Below are 20,453 nucleotides of genomic sequence, written 5' to 3' on the forward strand. Positions count from 1 at the left end.
ATACATATCTGAACATTTTTAATCTGTTTAGTAGATGTATTAGTAGATGTAATATTTACAGTCCGCCTGACATCGTTAAAGCAAAGCCTATTCCAGGTGTTGAATTGCTTGATGGTAGTAAAGAATTTGTTGTCGCTGTGAGCTTTAAATCTGCATTGAGTAGGAAAAGGTTCATTCCAACACCTATGGTGTGTGAGTAGTTTATCTGGTTATATCCAAGCATATAATATGCTCTCGCAATACCGATGTTCAATCCTGCGTAACCTTTTACAGCCCAATTACCGTCGAGCCAATAGCTTCCCATAACTCCCCACATGATGAATCCGTCATTTTTGAAATAACCTGTTATTTGAATTGGTGGAGTGATACTAGCAGGAGTTAACAATCTTGCGACCGTTGGTTCAGAAATGGAATAAGTTGCTTCAAACGTAATATCTGTTCCTTGTGCAGTGTATGTAACTTTTCCATCACCGGTTACTTCGAATGCATACCATGCCTTTGCGGGAGTTATAACAATATTCCTCACTGCGACACCGAAGTTATCATTTCCATACCCAATCTCAACGGACAAACCATAGTTTTCAAAATGGTTGAGTTCATCCATTAAGCCGTCGATGTTCCCGGTTCTGACATCGTTCAGTGATACGAGGCTGTAAGCGCGAATCTTTCCAACACCGTTAAGCTCAGCGTATGCTGGAGTTGAAGAAGATGTGTAACTTACTGTCATCATAGTTTGTGACGGGTCGCTGAAAAGAACAGGGACAAACGCATTGCCTGCGACGTAGAAATCTCCAAGCAGTAAAGCAATACCACCATTTGCCATGATACTTGCGTTGAGAAAGTCTTCTTTTGTGTCATTGTAAGTGTGGTCAATGAGAGTATCTTCTACAAGCAGCTCAGCAAATGTCTTTGGCAGTTCCAAGGATATATTACCATCTACACGCACATAAGGAACAAGCCTGAGTGCCCCGAGTTTTAAGTTAAGATACGTTCCAAGACTGATAGGTGCAGACAGTTTAAAACCATTCGCTAAGGCATCAGCAAAAGCGGATTCATTGATGTTAACTTGTTCTTCATTCAAGAGAGCGTTGATGTTGTCCAGTGTTAGGATATTTTGCCCGAGTTCAAACTCCACAAAAGGAACAACCTTGATAAGTGCCGTTAAATCGTGTCTTACGAGCTCCACATTTCCGAAAAGGCCAAACGGCTGAATCACAAAGGAAAACGCTGCTGAAAAAACAACGAGCAAAAAGACTAATATACTAATTCTTCTCATCTCAATCACCTACCTTCAATTTCCAAGTTTGACTTCTGTTGCAACCTTCAAATCAACAGCGATGTAAGGAGCAATATTCAATTTACCGTTGTAATTCAATGAAATTGTTGAACTTGCGGGAAGTAGTATTTTATACGGTACATTGCTATTGGAAATTACTTGAAGCTTGTCGTTCGGAATTGTAACAATTGGCTGAGACACCCCAATTAACGTTGAAACCTCATCGTTAGAACCAAGTTTTAACACCGCTTGTAATCCCGTGGTATTTGAGTAATATCCGAATTTGAGCTCTACTTTGTTCAAAATATCTTTGACGTTATTGAGTGTGCTTAAATCAACTGTTCCAGATTTTATCAATATCTCGTTTTCTCCTGTTGATGCGCTAAGTGGCAGTGCAAACTCTAGAGATGCAGTGATTAAGCTATCTTTTGTCAATGTACCCGTGCCGGTTTCTATAATTATGGATAAGCTTAGAGGTGCACCTTCACTAATTAGTTCTTCTATAATAGTTCCAATATTTTCTTTTTGCCCTTTGCTGATTTTAAATTCTTTACCAGAAACGTTTAGAGTTACTGTTGCCGGAACAGTTGTTTCGGTTATATTAAAAGTTACTGTGGCGTCAACGTTTATATCTAAGTCCTTAACGAACGCAAAATCATCTTTAAAAATATCTCCGAAGTTTATTAACGTTCCAAGGTCTTGCTCAAACGTCTGACCTTTTAAATTAACCTCTGAAATTTCGAATTGTTCTATTACTGGTTGCACTATCAGCTTTACTCCTTCTCTTATATCCACGTTACTTACCGTCACAGTAGTAGGGACAACGGGAGTTATTGTCATTGTAAAGTTAGTAAACGTTGAAAAATCGAAGACTTTGTCTACAGCACTCAGGACGATAGTGCCAACTCCAGACAGGTTATGTGTTCCATTTCCGGTGTCGAAAATATTGGAGGTAACATTTAAAGAAACACCTGAGATATTTGTTACATCGTAATTGAGTTTAACTTTAATAGTTGCTTTAACAGAATTTGCAAAATCCTTTACCGATGAAGGTACTGGTTCATTGATTGTTACAGGATCAATGCTAATACCTGTAATTTCTGCGTTTGAAATTTTTATCGTCTGGTCTTCAGGCAGTTCAAGAGTGTAAGATATTTCATTCGAATTAACATTACCACTTATTTGCGCGTTTATAGTTGAAGGTAAAGAAATTCCCCCAAATGGTAATACGATTCCACCTGAAAGAGAAAGATTGTTACTTCCAAACGTGCCTGATACAGCTGTAAGTGTTACTCCGCTTAGTTTCAACAACATATAACCACTGTCGTTGGTAAAACTTACCGATTGGACATTGCTTGGCAAAGGTACGGTTACATTTAATGGGTAGTTTTCTATCTTTGTTACATTAACATTTGGTGTGATTGTTATTGAAGGTGGTGTTCTTAAATCTGCACTGACTGTTCCCGACAGTTCTACAACACCGTCGAGCACGATACCGTCACCAACTGTGAATAATTTGGTGCCATCAAATCCTATATTGCATGTTAGATTTAATGAGGAACCAGAACCTATCGTGATTGTTCCTGATTTTGCTGTGTAGCTTTGTGATATATTTCCGCTAAATCCTAATATGTTCAAATTCACATCAACGTTACCACCTAGTGCCAATTTCCAGGTGCCAGTTGTAATCGGTATATTCTGTGTCACGTTGATTGAAATTTTCCCGTCAGAGAGCTGAGTTGTATCAAGGTTCTTAAAGTAGTCCACCTTTTGATTTAAGAACTTCAATGTAGCTTGGGCTAAGCCGCTGCTTGATGAATCGAATTTTATTTTCACGGTTGATGTTTTTTTAATCATAACGTTAGTTAAATTTTTTGTGCCATTCACTGTAATTGGATAGCTTACTCCATCGACTATCATGAATGCGTTAGAAGCGGAAACACCATTGATTGTAAATTGCACATCGACACTTTTCAGATTTGCTTCGCTAAATATCAATGAGTTTAGCACACTTGATGGTAATTCGATAATATTTGTCCCGTTCGCCACAGGCATGGACTGATTTTCAGCAATTGTGAAACTGCCTATATCTACTGCATCAACAGATACTGACTGTTGAATTGGCTGAAGTGTTGGCAATGTAACTTTTCCAGTGACCGTTGAGAGAAAATATGAACTATCGACTCTATACTCAAAACTTTGCTCAAAGCTTTGGAATTCTGTTTGTATGGAATTCTCTATATCTTGTAAAAATGTCCCTGGGCTGTATTCGATGGAAGTTGCGTATTTGATACTTATAGGGTCTGCTTTGACAACAGATAAACCGGGGATACTTTCCTGTAGCAGACTATCTACAAAATCCGATACTTTCAAGTCCAGTGTTGTAATTGGGAACTCCAAATACTTCGTATACTGGACTTTTACCTTCTCAGGTGCTTTCGAAGGTAGTTTCAAACCGCAGGAAAACAAAAAAAGACCAATGAGTACAGCAACGAACACTAAATATAGCTTTCTCATGAATGTCACCTCCCAAATGATGTACTATTCTTTGGAAAATTATTTCCTGTATATTTAGACAACAAAATTTCAGAATTGTTCAATTCAATTATACTTCAAGAATTTTAAAACATAAATTGTAGGAATACAAGTAATTGTGGTAGAATATTACACATGAGAATGTGAAACAAAGAGAAGACCTGATTTACAAAGCGAGGGGGAAAATATGGCAAATATATTCAATTCAAATTTTGAAACTCTTAAGGTAGCGATGGATGTTCAGATGAAGAGACAAGAACTTCACGCTCAAAATATTGCTAATGCCGAAACTCCTGGATATAAACGAAAATATGTAGCATTCGAAGAGTATTTGCAAGAATCTAAAATGAAATTGAAACTGACAACAACAAACCAAAGACATCTTCCAACATCGCCAAAGATTGTAACTGCCAAGGAAGTTACAATGAAAAATACCTCCTTAACCAATGACCAGAACAACGTTGACATAGACATGGAAGTCACAGAAATGGTTAAAGATGCACTTAGATACCAGGTTCTCTCAAGATTGATGAGTGCAAATATAGATAGATACAACACGGTGATTAGGAATACTAGGTAATTTTGTGGTAAAATAAATTGAGAGGTGAGATGATGCAAAGTGAATTCAATATAATGAACATTTCATCAACAGGGTTGTCAGCTCAAAGGTTTAGAATAGAGCTTATTTCTACAAACATAGCAAACTCGGAGACGACAAGAACAGAAAAAGGAGAACCATACAGAAGAAAAGTACCCATCTTCCAAGAACTTGTAAGAAACATCCAGGGAAGGCGAGAAAATTCAGGTGTAATTGTGAAAAGTGTTTACGAAGACCCTTCGGAATTCAGAATCGTTTATGACCCAACGCATCCGGATGCAGATGAAAATGGGTACGTTAGATTACCAAATGTGAATATAATTCGTGAAATGGTGGACATGATAAACGCACAGAGAGCTTATGAAGCAAACGCCACAGCTATAAACACAACGAAGGCAATGATAACTTCCGCCCTGCAGATAGGGAGGTGAAGTAAGTGGTAGATAAAATCGGAGGGATTAACCATCTAAAACAGAATATTTCGATTCCAAGTGTTAAAAAGCAAAACGAAAGTGATTTTAGCAAAGTGCTTTCAGATGCGTTAAAGAGTGTGAATGAACAACAAAAGAATGTCGAGAAAATGGCTGATGATTTTGCCATGGGAAAGGTGAGCAACATACACGAACTCATTGTTGAAGCAGAAAAGGCATCTATATCGCTAAGGTTAACTGTTGAAGTGAGAAACAAGATAGTGGAAGCCTATAGGGAAATTATGAGGATGCAGTTCTAAAATAGGGGCATTCTACGGATGTTCAGAAAAGTTGGAAATTCTGAATTTTATACTTGTTTAACATAGCAAAATAATAAGCGGGGCTGTAAGCCCCGCTTTGTTATATATCAGCTCGAATTTTTTATTATTGACCTTTGACAAATGGAAGAACGAGTGCAACTGTACCGAGAACAACGCCTATCCAAGCAATCATGTTGACATTGTTAACTTTTTCCTGAACTACGTTAACTTTTTCCTCGACTACTTTTGCATCTGCTTTTGTATCAATCTTTGCTTGCAGGTCTTTCTGAGTGTTTTCTATAGCTTTTCTGAGGAGGTAATCAGTATCACCAATTTGCGCTGCAAGACCTGTGAGTATCTCGTTCAATCCTGAAATCTGTTCTTGCAAATCTGTGACACTTGCCTCGAGTGTATCAACTTGTTCTCTGTCAGCTTTCATGGAGAGGTTGTCGTAAATATTGACAATATCTTGGTCGTGCATGTCAAGTTTGAGGGTTAGCGATTCTATTGAAGTTGATATTTCCTCAAAGCTTGCGAGTTTTTCTTGAACTGCTGCGATCTGTTCGGAGAGAGTTCCAAGTGTGTCGTATATCTTGAGGATATCGCTGTCGTGGATATCAAGGGTTACTTTAATATCGTCAAGCATCGGGAGAATTTCGTCCATAAGTTCAGCTTTGATTTCTTCTTTTGATGACATCAAGGAAACTTCGACGTAAGATGTTATTCTTTCTTCAAGTGCTGCAAGGTTAGCAGAAAGTTCATAAAGCATGTCTCTAAGTGCTGGTAATCCTGTATCAATAGTGCTTTGGATGTTGAGAACTTTTGTCTCAAGTTCGGAAATTCTCTCATCTAATTCTGCCAACACTGTTTCAAATTCATCTGAAGAGACCTTTGTGCCTAATACATCGTAGATCATGTTTGTGTACTCTTCCAAAAGCTCAATCCTGTTGAGCAGGGTTTCCATATCTAGCTGTTGTGCGAAAGCGAAAATTCCAAAAAGAACGACCGCAATAAGAATCCCCAGTTTCTTCATACTTAATCCCTCCTTCTGAGAAATGTGATAAGTTTAAAACGCGAAGACAAACTGTTAAGTAAGAAAAAGAAATAATTCCAAACTCATGGTGACAAAATTTCAATAACACCAACCAAACTATATTATAGCACTACTTTACAAAAAGTTGTAAATAAATATCTTTAAGATTTCCACGAAATATTGTGCTTTTTTTGTTGGAAAAAGAAGAAATTAGCTTAATGTGTTTGTTAATCGTGTTTTTCCAAGAATTAAAATAATATCTCTTCACCTAGCTCAAGGTTCTTGACATACTCTCTATTATATTATATCATATCATTGCCCTTGCTCGGTTGTGGGAGTATTCCCCTACTTGGCAAGAGGATATTAGATGGAGGTGTAGTAGATGGAAAAGCAGGACATCATTAAAGAATTCCAGATTCACGACACAGACACGGGAAGCACGGCAGTCCAGATTGCTCTTCTAACCGCACGAATAAGACATTTGACAGAACACCTTAAGAAACATCCAAAAGACTACCACTCCAGACGCGGACTCATGAAAATGGTTGGGCGCAGAAGAAAGATGCTCAAGTACCTGATGAAGAAAGACCCAGAACTTTACAAACAACTCCTTGAAAAGTTGTCATTGAGAAAGTAAAAAATCAAAATTCCAAAGGGCGGGTAACCGCCCTTTACTTTTGGATCGGCAAAGGAACTACCGAAGGGGTGTAGAATAATATGAAACCAGTTGACTTGTATAAACTAGAAGCATACGATTACGACCTTCCCGAAGAGTTAATTGCTCAGGAACCTGTAGAGCCACGGGATCATTCAAGGCTCATGGTAGTGAACAGAAAAACGCAGGAGATTGAGCACAGAATTTTCAAAGACATTGTGGAATATTTAAATGCGGGTGACCTTCTGGTATTTAACACTTCGAAAGTAATTCCAGCAAGGATAATAGGTAAAAAAACTACAGGTGCTAAAGTTGAACTACTGTTGCTTGAGAAAATTGAACCAGGTGTATGGAAATGCCTTGTAAAACCTGGTAAGGCGGTAAAGGAAGGTACAGAAATTATTTTTAATGTTTACAGCAACGAAAATGTTGTGACAGCCAAGTGTGTAGGAAGGGCTGAAGAAGGTACACGACTTGTTGAATTTTCAACACAAAATGATCAAGAAATCTTTGCGATAGGGAAAGTTCCATTACCACATTATATAAAAAACGATAATATAGATTTCGAAAGATATCAAACCGTGTATGCAAAATACGAGGGTAGTGTTGCTGCTCCGACTGCTGGGTTGCACTTCACAGAACAACTATTAGAGAAGATTAGAGAGAAAGGAATTCTTACTGCCGAGGTTGTTCTCCACGTTGGCATTGGGACGTTCAGACCAGTCAAAGTAGAAGATATCCGTAAACACAAAATGCATGAAGAGTATTACGTTGTTCCTGAAGAAACAGTTCGTATAATCGAGCAAGTAAAAAACAAAGGTGGCAAAGTTTTTGCGGTTGGAACCACTAGTGTGCGAACATTGGAGACCATCGCTCGGCTACCCAAAGCGCCATCTTATTCTGGAAAAACAAATATATTTATCTACACACCTTTCGAGTTCAAACTTGTTGATGCGTTAATTACCAATTTTCATCTTCCAAAATCATCTTTGATAATGCTTGTTAGTGCATTTGCAGGCTACGAGCTGACAATGAAAGCTTACAAAATTGCTGTTGAGGAAAGGTATAGATTCTTCTCTTTTGGCGATGCTATGCTTATACTTTAAGTTAACAAAAAACATAGAATAAAATGTAACATACCAGCAGGCGGGAAGGGTGTATAATTATTAATCGAACATCGAGCGAATAAGCACTTAACAACAGAACATACTGATGTCTTTTTCAGATAAGTTCAGATAAGCGATACTCAACATACCGGCTTCCAAGAAAAGAGGTTTTGAAATGCGGATACTTGGAATAGACCCAGGATACGGTATTGTAGGTTACGGGGTTGTGGAGAAGATTGGCAACAAGATAATCCACGTAGCCCATGGTGCAATCACAACTGGTAAAGAAGAGCACTTTGAAGATAGATTGGATTACATTTATTCTGAGATTTCAAACATAATATCAACTTACAACCCTTCGATCGTGGCTGTTGAAAGTTTGTATTTTTACAAAAATGCGAAGACCGCTATTTACGTTGGTGAAGCACGTGGGGTTATCCTTCTTGCGATAAAACATTCCGGAATTCCTTTTGTTGAGTTCACCCCTCATCAGGTGAAACAAACAGTAACAGGATATGGTCGAGCTGAAAAGTCTCAAATCCAAAAAGTTATGAAAATGCTCTTAAAGCTTGACAAGGTCCCTAAACCGGACGATGCGGCTGATGCGCTTGCTGTAGCCTGGTGCGCTGCCGTAACCTCTGCTGGTCCCGGTCAGTTAGGTTTATTGAACCAATTTAATCGGTAGTGATAAAGGCACAGATGTTTCAAAAAGTTGCAGCATATTTCCGAGGTGGGCGATATGTATCACGTGTTTGATGTTTCGAAAAACCTTAAAGATATCTCAAAGAAAATAGGTATACAAGCAGAAGGGTTAATCAAAAAGATAATTTACGACCGAAAAAGAGAGTCGGTCTCTTTTGTTATAGAAGATTTCAAAGGTGATGCGCATTCTTTGAAAAGCGTGCTTGAAAATTTCATCGGTATTCACGTCGATTTAGTTCTTGAGAATGAAACAAAAGGACAGATAGAAAGCTTAGAGACACTACATGAAAAAGTAATGCAGCAACTAAACGGTTCAGGAAAATACGTGGAAAAGATAGAGATAAACGGAGAACATCTCAGGATATATGCTCTTGGTGAGTTCGGAAAGGCGCATGTGATTTCCAGACTGAAAAAAATAAAGCATTCTCTACCATTTAAAGAATACACTATTGACGTTGTTGAACAAACCTATGAAACTTCTCCAAAAGATTTAGCGGTGAATGGAGTATCACAGAATTCTGCTTATTTATCTCAAGCAAAAACGAGTGAACAATTTAATGGAAATGATGAAAATAGCACAGTGCATCTTCCGGGACCTACCGAACTTACGAACTTCAATCCTTCTGTCCTCAAAACACTCTACAGCCCATCAGAGCCCCCACAAGTTAAAAAGAGAGCAAAGCTTTACGGAAAGATTTTCAAAATTGATAAAGTATCTGATGAGATAATCAATGTATACATCACAGATAAAAAGGACTCCATCCTTGGTAAAGTCTTTAATTCAAAGGTAAAGGAGTTGGAAGACCGCCTTGCAGAAGGTGGTTGGTATATATTCAGCGGTTCGATTAATTACGACAAGAACGGAAATCTCTTTTTCAAAATAGATTCTGCGACAGAAATCCCTTCACTTGATAGAATGGACAATGCTACTGAAAAACGCATAGAGCTACATGCACACACAAAGATGAGTGATTTGGATAGCGTGCTCGATGTTGCCGAATACGTCAAAACAGCGAAAAAATGGGGTTGGGAAGCTGTCGCAATCACAGATCACGGGAATGTTCAAAGCATCCCAGAGTTTTACGAACTTGCAAAGTCAGAGGGTTTAAAACCCATCTTTGGTTGTGAACTTTACATCGCGAATGACCCAAAGAGGATAATGATAAACGAAATAGAAGGTTCGATAGAAAACGCCACTTATGTAGTTCTTGACTTAGAAACGACAGGTTTGAACCCCAGGCTTGATGAAATAATGGAAATTGGTGCCGTAAAAATTGTGGAAGGGAAAATTTCAGATGAATTCCACACATTAGTAAAACCAACGACGCTTAAAGAAAAAAGTTTGCAAATCACTGGTATCACAGAAGAGATGTTGAAAGATGCCCCGGAAATTGGTGAAGTAATTGACAAGCTCTGGCAATTTTTAAAAGATGCCGTTCTTGTTGCACATAACGCAGATTTTGACATCAGCTTTTTGAAGCACACATTTGCAAGATTTGGAAGGGAGTTCAACCCACCGTATATAGACACTCTTAGGCTGTCTCAAGCACTCTTAAGGAACCAAATGAAAGCGTTTTCGCTTGACAAACTTGTTGAACATTTCAAACTTGGAAAATTCCAGCATCATAGAGCATTAGACGATGCAAGAGTAACCGCAAGGGTATTCTTAGAACTCGTTGAGCTTTTGAAGAGAAAATCTATAACTACTTTTGACAGAATTAACAAACTTGTCGAGCATATAAATCCACTTTCAAAACATCCTCAGCACCTAACAGTTTTGGTGCAAAACAAAACAGGTCTTAAAAATCTATACAAGCTAATCTCAAAGTCCCATACAGAAACGTTCTTCGCAGTGCCACAAGTGCTTCGCTCGGATTTAGAAAAGCACAGAGAAGGCTTGTTATTGGGAACCGGATGTGCAAATTCTGAGGTATTTGAAATCGCTCTTGAAGGAGATAAAGACGCACTAAACGAAATTTTAAAGTTTTACGATTATGTTGAAATCATGCCTCTTGATACGATAGTCTCTGAAGAATTTACAAAAGAGGAAGCAAAAAAAGCTTACAAGTTGTTGTATGAAGTTGCTAAGGAATTAAACATTCCCGTTGTGATGGTTTCAAACGCACACTTTTTGGATCCTGAAGACATAAAGGCACGTAAAGTGTTATTGGCTCCACAAAGTAACATTGAGGATGCCGATGCCAATTATTATTTGCGCACAACAGATGAAATGCTCCAAGCCGCGATAGAAATTTTCGAAGATGAAAAAATAGCAAAAGAGGTTGTAATTGAAAATCCCAGAAAGGTAGCTGGACTTATCGAAGAAATCAAACCTCTTGAAAAACAGTTGCACCCACCAAAAATCGAAGGCGCGGAAGAAAAATTGAAGGAAATGACCTACAAACGTGCATACGAACTGTATGGAAATCCATTGCCTGAAATCGTTGAGAAGCGGATTGAGAAAGAACTGAACAGCATTATAGGTCATGGGTATGCAGTTCTCTACATGATTGCTCATCTTATCGTTAAAAAAGCGGGCGAGGATGGTTATGTTGTTGGTTCAAGAGGTTCGGTCGGTTCTTCTCTTGTTGCGCACCTTGTTGGAATAACCGAGGTCAACCCGTTGCCAGCGCATTACAGATGTCCTGATTGTAAATATTTTGAGCTCCATGAAGAAGTGGGCTCAGGATACGACCTTCCGGACAAACGTTGTCCGAAATGCGGAGCAAAATTGGAAAAGGCGGGTCAAGATATACCGTTCGAAGTCTTCATGGGATTTGAAGGCGATAAGGTTCCGGATATAGATTTGAATTTCTCAGGCGAATACCAAGAACGCGCGCATAAATTCATAGAAGAATTGTTTGGTAAATCACACGTTTTCAGAGCGGGAACGATAAGTACGATAGCTGATAGAAGCGCAATTGGATATGTCCGAGCGTATATGGAAGATAAGAACGGTAATATTGTAAACCCGCTCAATCCAGCCGAGCAAGAACGTTTGGCTATGTATGTCACAGGTGTTAAGAGAACAACAGGTCAACATCCAGGTGGACTCATGATTGTTCCAAGCGACTACGATATACACGACTTCACACCCTATCAACACCCTGCAAACGATAAAAAGTCAGGAGTCTACACCACTCACTTTGCTTACGAAGCTATCCATGATGACCTGGTCAAACTCGACGCGCTTGGTCACGATGACCCGACGATGATAAAACTGCTGTATGAATACAGTGGTGTGGACCCCATGACTATTCCTATGGATGATAAGGCTACGATGAGTATCTTTTCTTCAGTCAAAGCTCTAGGCGTGGATCCAGAAGAGCTTGGAACAGATGTTGGAACAATCGGCATTCCAGAGTTTGGAACGGATTTCGTTATGGGCATGCTAAGAGAGACAAAACCAAAGACCTTTGCAGAGTTAGTACGTATATCGGGATTATCACACGGAACGGATGTGTGGCTTGGGAACGCCCAGACGTTGATTGAGAAGAAAATAGCAACACTTTCGGAAGTTATCTCTTGTCGTGATGATATCATGATTTACCTTATCCACAAAGGTGTTCCACCGTCAAATGCATTTAAGATAATGGAAAACGTGCGTAAAGGTAAGGGACTGAAAGAGGAAGAAGAAAAACTGATGAGAGAATACAATGTTCCTGAATGGTTCATCGAATCCTGTAAGAAAATCAAGTATCTCTTCCCAAAAGCTCATGCAGTGGCTTACGTGAGCATGGCCTTCAGAATAGCCTACTTTAAAGTCCATTATCCACTTGCGTTCTATGCAGCGTTTTTCTCAACAAAAGGAGATGAATTCGATGCAGAGCTGATACTAAAAGGCAAAGAAGCGATAAAGAAAAGGTTGATGGAACTCAACAACAGTCCAAAAAAGGATGTTAAAGAGAAGAACGAAGAAAAGGTCCTTGAAGCTGCACTTGAAATGATTTTGCGTGGGTTTGGATTTAAAAAACCTGATCTGAGAAGGAGTCATCATTCAAGGTTTATAATAGATGGAAAAGATCTGCTTATACCGTTCAACAAAATTCGCGGAATAGGGGACAACGTAGCAAAATCGATAGTCCAGAAAAGGGAAGTCAAAATGTTTACATCCATCGAAGACCTCATGACAAGGGCAAAAGTAACCAAAGCACAAGTGGAAGTACTCAAACGATTGGGTGTATTGGACGGGCTACCAGAAACCGACCAAGCATCTTTGTTCTGATTTATTCCGATTTATTTTTGTTTATTACATTAAATAATTCGCTTTGTTTTGGCTCCTTAGTTAACTTTGAAATGTAAAGAAATTTCTTTTTTGGTATTGCAAAACTTAAAGAAGATATGCTATAATAAGCACTGAATTGATTAAGAGGAAATACAAACTTCGAAAGAGATTTGGAGGTGTTCTGATGTTGGCAGTAGTTTTACTAGTCATCCACACGATTATTGCATTAGGTCTTATTTGGATGGTTATGCAAGAAATGACAAAGTTTGCAGAACTTGGTGGAGCATTTGGAAGTGGTGCAGCCTATACGATGTTTGGCAGAAAAAAAGGATTAGATACATCAGGTAAGATAACTGTTGCGTTGGCTGTTGCGTTCTTTATTATGTGCTTTTTAACATCTTGGGTATTGTCCAGGTAATTGAAAAATAAAACTTTACCAAAGAGACGAAACAATTAACTAAGAGGGGTGTATCTGTTGTCCACATTAAAACTTCCTCCCGAAGAACAACTAAAAATATTGAAAAGAAATTGCGTAGACTTGGTTTCAGAAGAAGAATTGCTTGAGAGATTGAAATCTGGAAGGCCCTTGAGAGTAAAGTTGGGAGTAGACCCTTCGAGGCCAGATTTACATCTGGGTCATGCAGTAGTTTTGAAAAAACTCAAACAATTTCAGGACTTGGGGCACCAGATTGTATTAATCATTGGTGATTTTACCGCAATGATAGGTGATCCATCAGGAAGAAACACAACGAGACCTATGCTTTCAAGAGAAGAAGTTCTACAAAACGCAAAAACATACGCAGAACAAGCCTTCATGATTCTTGACAAAGACAAAACGGAAATTCGCTACAATAACGAGTGGCTTGGTAGAATGACATTTGCCGATGTTGTGAAGTTGGCTTCAAAATACACAGTTGCAAGAATGCTTGAAAGAGAAGATTTCGCAAAACGGTATGCTGAAGGCACACCTATCAGTATCTCTGAGTTTTTATACCCATTGGCACAAGCTTACGATTCAGTTGCTATCCAAGCGGACGTAGAACTTGGTGGAACAGACCAGCTATTTAATCTTATGGTTGGAAGAAAGATACAAGAAGAATACGGACAACAACCACAGATAGTTATGACAATGCCGATCATTGAAGGAACAGATGGAAAGCTCAAAATGAGTAAAAGCTATGGAAACTACGTAGGTTTTACAGATGAACCGAAGGATATGTATGGTAAAATAATGTCGATACCAGATGAATTAATTGTGAAATATGCAAGATTGCTAACAGATGCGGATGAAGATTTTCTGAGTAAGATGGAAAAAGAGATAAACGAAAAGACAGTTAACCCAAGAGACTACAAAATGTGGCTTGCAAGAGAAATAGTCAGACAATTCCACGGTGAACACGCAGCAAAGGAAGCGGAAGAATATTTCGTTACGGTATTCCAGAAAAAAGAAATCCCCGACGAAATGCCAGAAAAAGTTGTTGAACCAGGTGAATACAACATTGTGGAACTGCTCTTTAACCTGGGAATAGGCACGAAAAGTGAGATAAAAAGATTAATTATGCAAGGCGGAGTTTATTGGGATAACAGCCGTATTGACAACTTCAAAACAACAGTTTCAGTTGTTAGTGAACACATACTAAGAGTCGGAAAGCGTTTATTTATCAAAATTGCAGCTAATCAGAAGAGATGAGTTTTTGTTAAGTTGTCAATGGATTAGTAATTCTTCAGTGGAAATGTAGAAAAAATTTGCATCGTTAACGGACCCTGTGGTATAATATATGTGCATATTATGTGCGTTTGTGGTACAATAAATGTGAAATTAGTAGTTAAATGTAGATCACTATAAAGGGGGTAAGAGCATGAAAAAAGTTTTGACGATAGCTGTTGTTCTTTTAGTCCTCAGTATATCCATGGCAGCTTTTAGAGATATTCCAAAAGGGCACTGGGCAGAATCATTTGTAACCAGATTGGAAGAAGCTGGAATTGCAACTGGCTTCCCTGACGGAACCTACCGTGGTGACGAAGCAATAACAAGGTATCAGATAGCGGTTTTCCTTGTTAGAACTCTCGATTACGTTTTCCAAACGGTTGAAAGTAATATCAATGAAAAAGTGAGCGCATTAAAGCAAGATATTGAAGAACTTCAGATTGCACTCGAAGATGCGAAAGTTGTTCTTGATTTACATGACCAGGATATAATTAAGCTGTATGATCTGGTAAATTCGCTCCAAGACAAGTTCAACTACACAGATGAAGACGGCAATCAACAAGAGATTGATCTTGTTGCATTAAAGAACGACATTCAAGCGATAAGCGAGATTCTTAACGGATTAGCTGCTCAACTCGGTGATGTTGATTATCTATTGAGAAAGCAAATTGCTGACACAACGAAAGACCTGCAAGGAAAGATTGACGCTATAAACAAAAATATCGCGGATATAAATAACCAACTTGCAGCTTTACAGGAAGCACAAGTAATTTTTGAATCGAGGCTTAATGATCTCGATGAAACAATTGCAAATTCTTACGCTATACTATCAGATGCCATTATGGGAATTCAGGAAGAACTCAACACAAGCAACAACGAAATGAAAGATTTATTGGAAACAAAGGCGGATAAAGAAACACTTGCGACGCTAGTTTCAAGAGTTGAGTTGCTTGAAGAATATGTAAACATGATTTATGATGTGCTTGGGACAAAGGTTTCTGCAGAGGACTTTGAAGCAGCCATGGCAGGGTTAGACGATAGACTTTCTGAACTTGAAACTAAGGTGCTTAATATTCAGAGCACTATCGATACGGGATTACCAGCGATCAGGGACATGCTTTATGAGCTTTCTTCAAACTTGGCATCGCTTGAAGAAAGGGTAACAACATATACAGATGTTAGAGTTGAAGCTGTTGAAGAAAACCTTGGCATACTGGCAGAAAGAGTTAACCTGTTAGAAAATCAAGTCGCAAGCCTTGGACAGATTGTTGAAGAAGTCAAAGCTGACAAAAGCGAAGTCGAAGATGTAAATAAGAAGTTAGAGGAACTAAAAGCTGAGAAATCCAAAGATGTAAAACGATTGGAACAGTTGGCGCAGTGGGGTATTGGGCTTGGTATTGTAGGTATAATAATAGGTTTGGTTGGTTGGTTCAAACCGTAATTTTGTTAAAGCTGTCGGCATTTATGCGAGGCTAGAAAGAATATAAACATCCAAAAAGGGGGGATGGTTAAGAAGTTTAACTTTAAAAGCTTGATTTTCCTTAGGTTTTGTTAATAAAGATTTTCACACCTAAACTCACAGGAGGAGGGAGAAGGTTATGAAGAAACTTTTAACGTTTTTGGTAGCACTTTTTGTAGTTGTTAGCGTCTTTGCAGCAGAAAAACCATTCACACTTGGTCCAAACGTAAAGTACACGGGAACAGTTAGCTTCTCACTTGGTGTAACAGAAAACGGTGTTGATATTAGCGGTGCATTGGTAAATGTTAATGCGTCTCTACCATTCGGACCAACAAGCGATACACAAGCTGGAGCAACGTTCGGTATAACATACACACCTTTTGGTGGAGTTAGCCTCACACTCTCGAGCATCACATTCTCCACACCATACTTTGGAGCATTCTACAGCACAGGTAAACAATTTGTAAGTGATTACTTCACTGGTAGAGTCTATAATCCTGATGGAACAACCCCATGGACGACAGCAATGGAAGATTTTGCAGATTCATTAAAACTCACGTTACCAGCAGTTGCAGGACTTGAAGTTTACTATCTTGACAAAACATCAGAAGGCACAGCAACATGGTTTAGCGATATGGTTCTTGTGAAATACACAGTTGCTGATTGGACAATCGTTGGTGGAACATACAACACAGGAGACACAACAACACACGAATTTGGTGCAGAAGTAAGAGGTGCACTTGACCTTGGAATACTCAAACCAAACCTCACAGTATTCGGTGGTATGGTTGAAGATGCAACAGAAATGATAGCAGCTTTCGATGTCAATTTCTCTGGTTCACTCGAGCCAGTTAAAGGACTTACTCTTGCTCCAACATTCAAATTTGCTGAAAACCTCGACAAACTTGAATACAGATCATCGAACATCGCAAATGAAAAATACTTCAGCCTTGGTGTAACATACACAACAACATTTGCACCAGTTACATTTACAGCACAAGTTACACCAAAAGTAAACTTTGCTACAGCAACACCAACAACAACACTTCCACTCGACGAACTTTCAGCACAAGTAGCAGTTGCACCAGTGACATTCTATGTCAAGACAACAAATGCTGACCTTCTGACAGAAAACCCATTCACACTCTATGTAAAAGCATCTTACGCAGATGCAATGATTAATGCTTCAGTTGCAGCAAGCTGGGCAGATGTTACAGAATTTGCAACATACACATACATTCACGGAACAGTAAGCATCAAGGCAACGCCAGAACTCACCCTCTACTCAGATGTTCGCAAGATTATAGCCACGGAGAACGACTTTGGATACAACGTTAGAGCAACATATAGCATCACACCAAATGTAAACTTGACAGGATTCTATGGAACATTAACAAAAGATGCATATGGTGCTTACACAGTAATCAATCCAGAACCAACATGGAATGTTAACCTTACATACACGGCAAGCTTCTAATAACAAGTAGAATGCAATTTTCAAACCCCGTCCGAAAGGACGGGGTTTTATTCTTCCAATTGAGGATAGCTATTAAAAAAGAATTATAGCATTATTCAACACAAAAAAGCCCTTCCATATGGAAGGGCTTTACAACTCAAATATTAAGCAACTCTTATCTTTTTATCGAATAGAATGCATTCAGTCCTTTGTAAATTGCCGCATCACCGAGTTCCTCTTCAATTCTAAGTAACCTATTGTATTTTGCAATTCTTTCACTTCTTGAAAGTGACCCGGTTTTAATCATACCGGCATTCGTTGCAACTGCAAGGTCTGCGATGAATGTGTCTTCCGTTTCTCCGCTTCTGTGAGAAATGACGTTTGTCATACCAGCGGTCTTTGCCATCTCGATTGCATCGAGCGTCTCTGTAACTGAACCTATCTGGTTGAGTTTTATTAGTATTGAGTTTGTGGCAAAGAGTTCAATTCCCTTGGCAAGTCTTTTGACGTTTGTCACATACAAATCATCGCCGACGATTTGGACCTTTCCGCCAACTTTTTGTGTGAATTTTACATAACTGTCCCAGTCTTCTTGTTCGAATGGGTCTTCGATAGAGATGATAACGGGCCAGTATTTGTCGATGAGCATTGAGTAGTATTCAATAAGTTCATCGCCAGTTTTTTCAGTTCCGTCGATGTTGTATTTTCCTGTTTCTTCATTGTAGAACTCACTTGCTGCGCAGTCGAGTGCGATGAAGATATCTTTTCCAGGTTCGTAGCCTGCTTGTTCAATCGCTTTTATAAGCAATTGAATAGCCTCTTCGTTTGAAGATAGGTTTGGTGCAAATCCGCCTTCGTCACCAACGGCTGTGACGTGTCCAGCATCTTTGAGTATCTTTTTGAGTGTGTGGAATACTTCTGCACCGTATCTGAGTGCTTCTTTAAATGAAGGGGCTCCTGCTGGAACGAGCATGAATTCTTGTATATCAAGGCTGTTATCTGCGTGTGCTCCACCGTTTATAACATTCATGAATGGGACGGGAAGTACCTTTGCATTTGCTCCACCAAGGTATTTGTAAAGTGGTAATCCTGCACTCTCAGCAGCCGCTCTTGCAACCGCCATTGAAACACCAAGGATAGCGTTTGCACCAAGTTTTGATTTGTTCTCAGTGCCATCAAGCTCAAGGAGAACCTTGTCGAGATAGACCTGGTCAAAGGCATTAAGTCCAACGACTCTCGGGGCAATGATTTCATTTACGTGTTCAACTGCTTTGAGAACACCTTTACCCATGTATCTTTTTTTGTCGCCATCTCTTAATTCAAGTGCTTCAAATTTACCTGTCGAAGCACCACTTGGAACTATCGCACTACCAAAGCTACCATCTTCAAGAAGAACTTCAACTTCAACTGTTGGATTTCCGCGGGAATCGAGCACTTCTCTTGCCCTTACATCGATAATCTCTACGTACATAAAAACACCTCCTACTTGTTTTGATAAAAATAAAGTTTAGAACCTACCGACATTATACCACACATTTGCATTAGTGACAATTTTCACCAACGTAACAATCGATGATACGATATTTTTGCACTTAGACTATCTTCACTTCGTGTGGTTTTAAGTTTATACCCTCAAACGATTCGTTGTGCCCAGCGATATTTGCGTAAACCCTGAACCCATTATCTCCATCCGTAACGGTGTAAGCGACAACAAACGTGTTGTGTGTTACATGTTCTACCCATGCGTTTGTGAGCCACTCATTTTCTTTTCTGAATTTTGTCCAAGCCATTACTTCACTTAGCAGGCTACCTTCTCTATTGAGTTGTTCTTCAACAGAAACTCCTGTAAATGCTCTGTTAAATCTGACAGCCTTCCAGAACGTCTGACCTTCTCCTGAGAGTGATGCATACCATGGGAATGGTTCTATAACGTCCTCTGTGAATATGGAATCGTAGATGCCTTTCATACCCACTTCATCACCGTAATAAATAAACGGAACGCCGGGTGCTGTCATGAGTAAGCCGAAGAAGACTTTTCTTTGTTCCTCTTGTTGAATGAGGCTTGCGAGTCTATGCATATCGTGGTTACCTGTGAAGTTGCTTGGTAGGTAAGGCTTTTTGCTGAGCGTTCTTTGGAAACAATCGACGATTTTGTAAACTGCTCCATGTTGCATGGATTCGCGTATGGCTTCGGTGAAATAGAAGTTGAACGAACAACCAATTGTTTGCGCATATCTGTCGACTATCTCCGGGTCGTCCCACACCTCTGTAACAGCGAATACATCTGAGCCTTTTACTTTTCTTGCTTTGTCCATAACAAGCTTCCAGTAAGCGACATTTTTGTCGTGATCGTATCTAAATCTGCCTTCCCTTATATCATAATCGTAGATGTGCTTGGCAGCATCGAATCTGAACCCATCAACGCCTTGGTTGAGCCAAAATTCAACGATTTCAAGTGATTTTTCGACGACTTCTGGATTTTCGTAATTTAAATCAGGCGAAGAGCCTCCGAAAACCCCATAATACCACTTTCCATTTCTGTTGTGCCAAAGTAATTCTTCATCCCAGTGTCTTTTTTCGCTTAAATTGAAGTGTGGTTGAGCCCAGAGAAAATAGTCTACGTATGGTTTTTCACCGTTCATCGCCGCCTTAAACCAAGGATGCCTATCTGAGACATGATTGAGTGGAAGGTCAATAACGACCTTTATTCCTTTTTCGTGGAGCGCATCAACCATCGCTTTGAAATCTGAAAGTGAACCAAATGAAGAGTTTGTATCAAAATAATCTATAATATCGTATCCATGATAACTTGGTGATTTGAAATGTGGTGTGAGCCAAACAAGGTCAACGCCGAGCATCTTTAGATAGTCTGCTTTCTGGGCTATACCTTTGAAATCACCGATCCCATCATCGTTTGAATCTGCAAATGACCTAACAAATATCTCGTAGCCAATCATCTACCTTCCCTCC

16 protein-coding genes are annotated in these 20,453 nt (G+C 39.2%); 11 read left to right on the top strand and 5 right to left on the bottom strand.

Annotation, left to right across the window (positions count from 1 at the left end; translation table 11 throughout):
* Window positions 1-55: 55 nt before the first annotated feature.
* Together FERPE_RS09385 and FERPE_RS09390 are read right to left on the bottom strand one after the other, a co-directional pair.
* Window positions 56-1,276, bottom strand: coding sequence for a hypothetical protein (locus FERPE_RS09385; protein WP_014452387.1), 1,221 nt, complete (start codon window positions 1,274-1,276; stop codon window positions 56-58).
* Between the two features lie 15 nt (window positions 1,277-1,291).
* Window positions 1,292-3,793 carry a translocation/assembly module TamB domain-containing protein gene (locus tag FERPE_RS09390; RefSeq protein WP_014452388.1) on the bottom strand — a complete coding sequence of 834 codons (2,502 nt, stop codon included), beginning with the start codon at window positions 3,791-3,793 and terminating at the stop codon, window positions 1,292-1,294.
* A 214-nt stretch (window positions 3,794-4,007) separates the two neighbouring features.
* On the opposite strand from FERPE_RS09390, the gene flgB reads away from it, so the two are divergent.
* Genes flgB through fliE form a run of 3 tightly spaced genes read left to right on the top strand, consistent with a single transcriptional unit; the run spans window position 4,008 to window position 5,139 of the window.
* Window positions 4,008-4,391 carry a flagellar basal body rod protein FlgB gene (gene flgB / locus FERPE_RS09395; RefSeq protein WP_041263529.1) on the top strand — a complete coding sequence of 128 codons (384 nt, stop codon included), beginning with the start codon at window positions 4,008-4,010 and terminating at the stop codon, window positions 4,389-4,391.
* Window positions 4,392-4,423: 32 nt separating this feature from the next.
* Complete coding sequence (gene flgC / locus FERPE_RS09400; RefSeq protein ID WP_014452390.1) at window positions 4,424-4,840, top strand: flagellar basal body rod protein FlgC; 417 nt, start codon at window positions 4,424-4,426, stop codon at window positions 4,838-4,840.
* Between the two features lie 5 nt (window positions 4,841-4,845).
* Window positions 4,846-5,139: a flagellar hook-basal body complex protein FliE gene (fliE, locus tag FERPE_RS09405; RefSeq protein ID WP_014452391.1), complete on the top strand. Its 294-nt coding sequence runs from the start codon at window positions 4,846-4,848 to the stop codon at window positions 5,137-5,139.
* 124 nt (window positions 5,140-5,263) lie between these two features.
* Here the strand turns inward: fliE and FERPE_RS09410 are convergent, their stop codons facing one another.
* The gene (locus FERPE_RS09410; protein WP_014452392.1) at window positions 5,264-6,172 is read right to left on the bottom strand and encodes a hypothetical protein; all 909 of its coding nucleotides are present in this window, start codon (window positions 6,170-6,172) and stop codon (window positions 5,264-5,266) included.
* 382 nt (window positions 6,173-6,554) lie between these two features.
* Between FERPE_RS09410 and rpsO the strand changes: the two genes are divergently transcribed.
* From rpsO to FERPE_RS09450, 8 genes are all read left to right on the top strand, one after another.
* Window positions 6,555-6,809 (top strand): 30S ribosomal protein S15, encoded by a 255-nt coding sequence (gene rpsO, locus FERPE_RS09415; protein WP_014452393.1) that lies wholly within the window; start codon window positions 6,555-6,557, stop codon window positions 6,807-6,809.
* Between the two features lie 80 nt (window positions 6,810-6,889).
* Entirely contained in the window at window positions 6,890-7,933 is a 1,044-nt protein-coding gene (gene queA / locus FERPE_RS09420) for a tRNA preQ1(34) S-adenosylmethionine ribosyltransferase-isomerase QueA (RefSeq protein WP_014452394.1), read from the top strand.
* 175 nt (window positions 7,934-8,108) lie between these two features.
* Window positions 8,109-8,618, top strand: coding sequence for a crossover junction endodeoxyribonuclease RuvC (ruvC, locus tag FERPE_RS09425; RefSeq protein WP_014452395.1), 510 nt, complete (start codon window positions 8,109-8,111; stop codon window positions 8,616-8,618).
* A gap of 54 nt (window positions 8,619-8,672) precedes the next feature.
* Window positions 8,673-12,860 (top strand): PolC-type DNA polymerase III, encoded by a 4,188-nt coding sequence (locus tag FERPE_RS09430; RefSeq protein WP_014452396.1) that lies wholly within the window; start codon window positions 8,673-8,675, stop codon window positions 12,858-12,860.
* 184 nt (window positions 12,861-13,044) lie between these two features.
* The gene (gene secG / locus FERPE_RS09435; protein WP_014452397.1) at window positions 13,045-13,278 is read left to right on the top strand and encodes a preprotein translocase subunit SecG; all 234 of its coding nucleotides are present in this window, start codon (window positions 13,045-13,047) and stop codon (window positions 13,276-13,278) included.
* Window positions 13,279-13,335: 57 nt separating this feature from the next.
* Window positions 13,336-14,550, top strand: coding sequence for a tyrosine--tRNA ligase (gene tyrS / locus FERPE_RS09440; protein ID WP_014452398.1), 1,215 nt, complete (start codon window positions 13,336-13,338; stop codon window positions 14,548-14,550).
* A 169-nt stretch (window positions 14,551-14,719) separates the two neighbouring features.
* Window positions 14,720-16,009: an S-layer homology domain-containing protein gene (locus tag FERPE_RS09445; protein WP_014452399.1), complete on the top strand. Its 1,290-nt coding sequence runs from the start codon at window positions 14,720-14,722 to the stop codon at window positions 16,007-16,009.
* A gap of 157 nt (window positions 16,010-16,166) precedes the next feature.
* On the top strand, window positions 16,167-17,504 hold the full coding sequence (locus FERPE_RS09450; protein WP_014452400.1) for a hypothetical protein: 1,338 nt from the start codon (window positions 16,167-16,169) through the stop codon (window positions 17,502-17,504).
* A gap of 154 nt (window positions 17,505-17,658) precedes the next feature.
* Here FERPE_RS09450 and eno read toward each other — a convergent pair whose 3' ends face one another.
* Entirely contained in the window at window positions 17,659-18,954 is a 1,296-nt protein-coding gene (eno, locus tag FERPE_RS09455) for a phosphopyruvate hydratase (protein ID WP_014452401.1), read from the bottom strand.
* 121 nt (window positions 18,955-19,075) lie between these two features.
* Window positions 19,076-20,440: an alpha-amylase family glycosyl hydrolase gene (locus tag FERPE_RS09460; RefSeq protein WP_014452402.1), complete on the bottom strand. Its 1,365-nt coding sequence runs from the start codon at window positions 20,438-20,440 to the stop codon at window positions 19,076-19,078.
* Window positions 20,441-20,453: the final 13 nt, after the last annotated feature.

Origin of the sequence: Fervidobacterium pennivorans DSM 9078 (assembly GCF_000235405.2) — a bacterium.
In the GTDB taxonomy this organism is placed as follows: domain Bacteria; phylum Thermotogota; class Thermotogae; order Thermotogales; family Fervidobacteriaceae; genus Fervidobacterium; species Fervidobacterium pennivorans.

What these genes read in the sequence shown, in the direction of transcription:
- FERPE_RS09385 (WP_014452387.1), bottom strand. Translation starts at nt 1,276, where the DNA reads ATGAGAAGAATTAGTATATTAGTCTTTTTGCTCGTTGTTTTTTCAGCA.
- FERPE_RS09390 (WP_014452388.1), bottom strand. Translation starts at nt 3,793, where the DNA reads ATGAGAAAGCTATATTTAGTGTTCGTTGCTGTACTCATTGGTCTTTTT.
- flgC (WP_014452390.1), top strand. Translation starts at nt 4,424, where the DNA reads ATGCAAAGTGAATTCAATATAATGAACATTTCATCAACAGGGTTGTCA.
- FERPE_RS09410 (WP_014452392.1), bottom strand. Translation starts at nt 6,172, where the DNA reads ATGAAGAAACTGGGGATTCTTATTGCGGTCGTTCTTTTTGGAATTTTC.
- rpsO (WP_014452393.1), top strand. Translation starts at nt 6,555, where the DNA reads ATGGAAAAGCAGGACATCATTAAAGAATTCCAGATTCACGACACAGAC.
- queA (WP_014452394.1), top strand. Translation starts at nt 6,890, where the DNA reads ATGAAACCAGTTGACTTGTATAAACTAGAAGCATACGATTACGACCTT.
- ruvC (WP_014452395.1), top strand. Translation starts at nt 8,109, where the DNA reads ATGCGGATACTTGGAATAGACCCAGGATACGGTATTGTAGGTTACGGG.
- FERPE_RS09430 (WP_014452396.1), top strand. Translation starts at nt 8,673, where the DNA reads ATGTATCACGTGTTTGATGTTTCGAAAAACCTTAAAGATATCTCAAAG.
- secG (WP_014452397.1), top strand. Translation starts at nt 13,045, where the DNA reads ATGTTGGCAGTAGTTTTACTAGTCATCCACACGATTATTGCATTAGGT.
- FERPE_RS09445 (WP_014452399.1), top strand. Translation starts at nt 14,720, where the DNA reads ATGAAAAAAGTTTTGACGATAGCTGTTGTTCTTTTAGTCCTCAGTATA.
- FERPE_RS09450 (WP_014452400.1), top strand. Translation starts at nt 16,167, where the DNA reads ATGAAGAAACTTTTAACGTTTTTGGTAGCACTTTTTGTAGTTGTTAGC.
- eno (WP_014452401.1), bottom strand. Translation starts at nt 18,954, where the DNA reads ATGTACGTAGAGATTATCGATGTAAGGGCAAGAGAAGTGCTCGATTCC.
- FERPE_RS09460 (WP_014452402.1), bottom strand. Translation starts at nt 20,440, where the DNA reads ATGATTGGCTACGAGATATTTGTTAGGTCATTTGCAGATTCAAACGAT.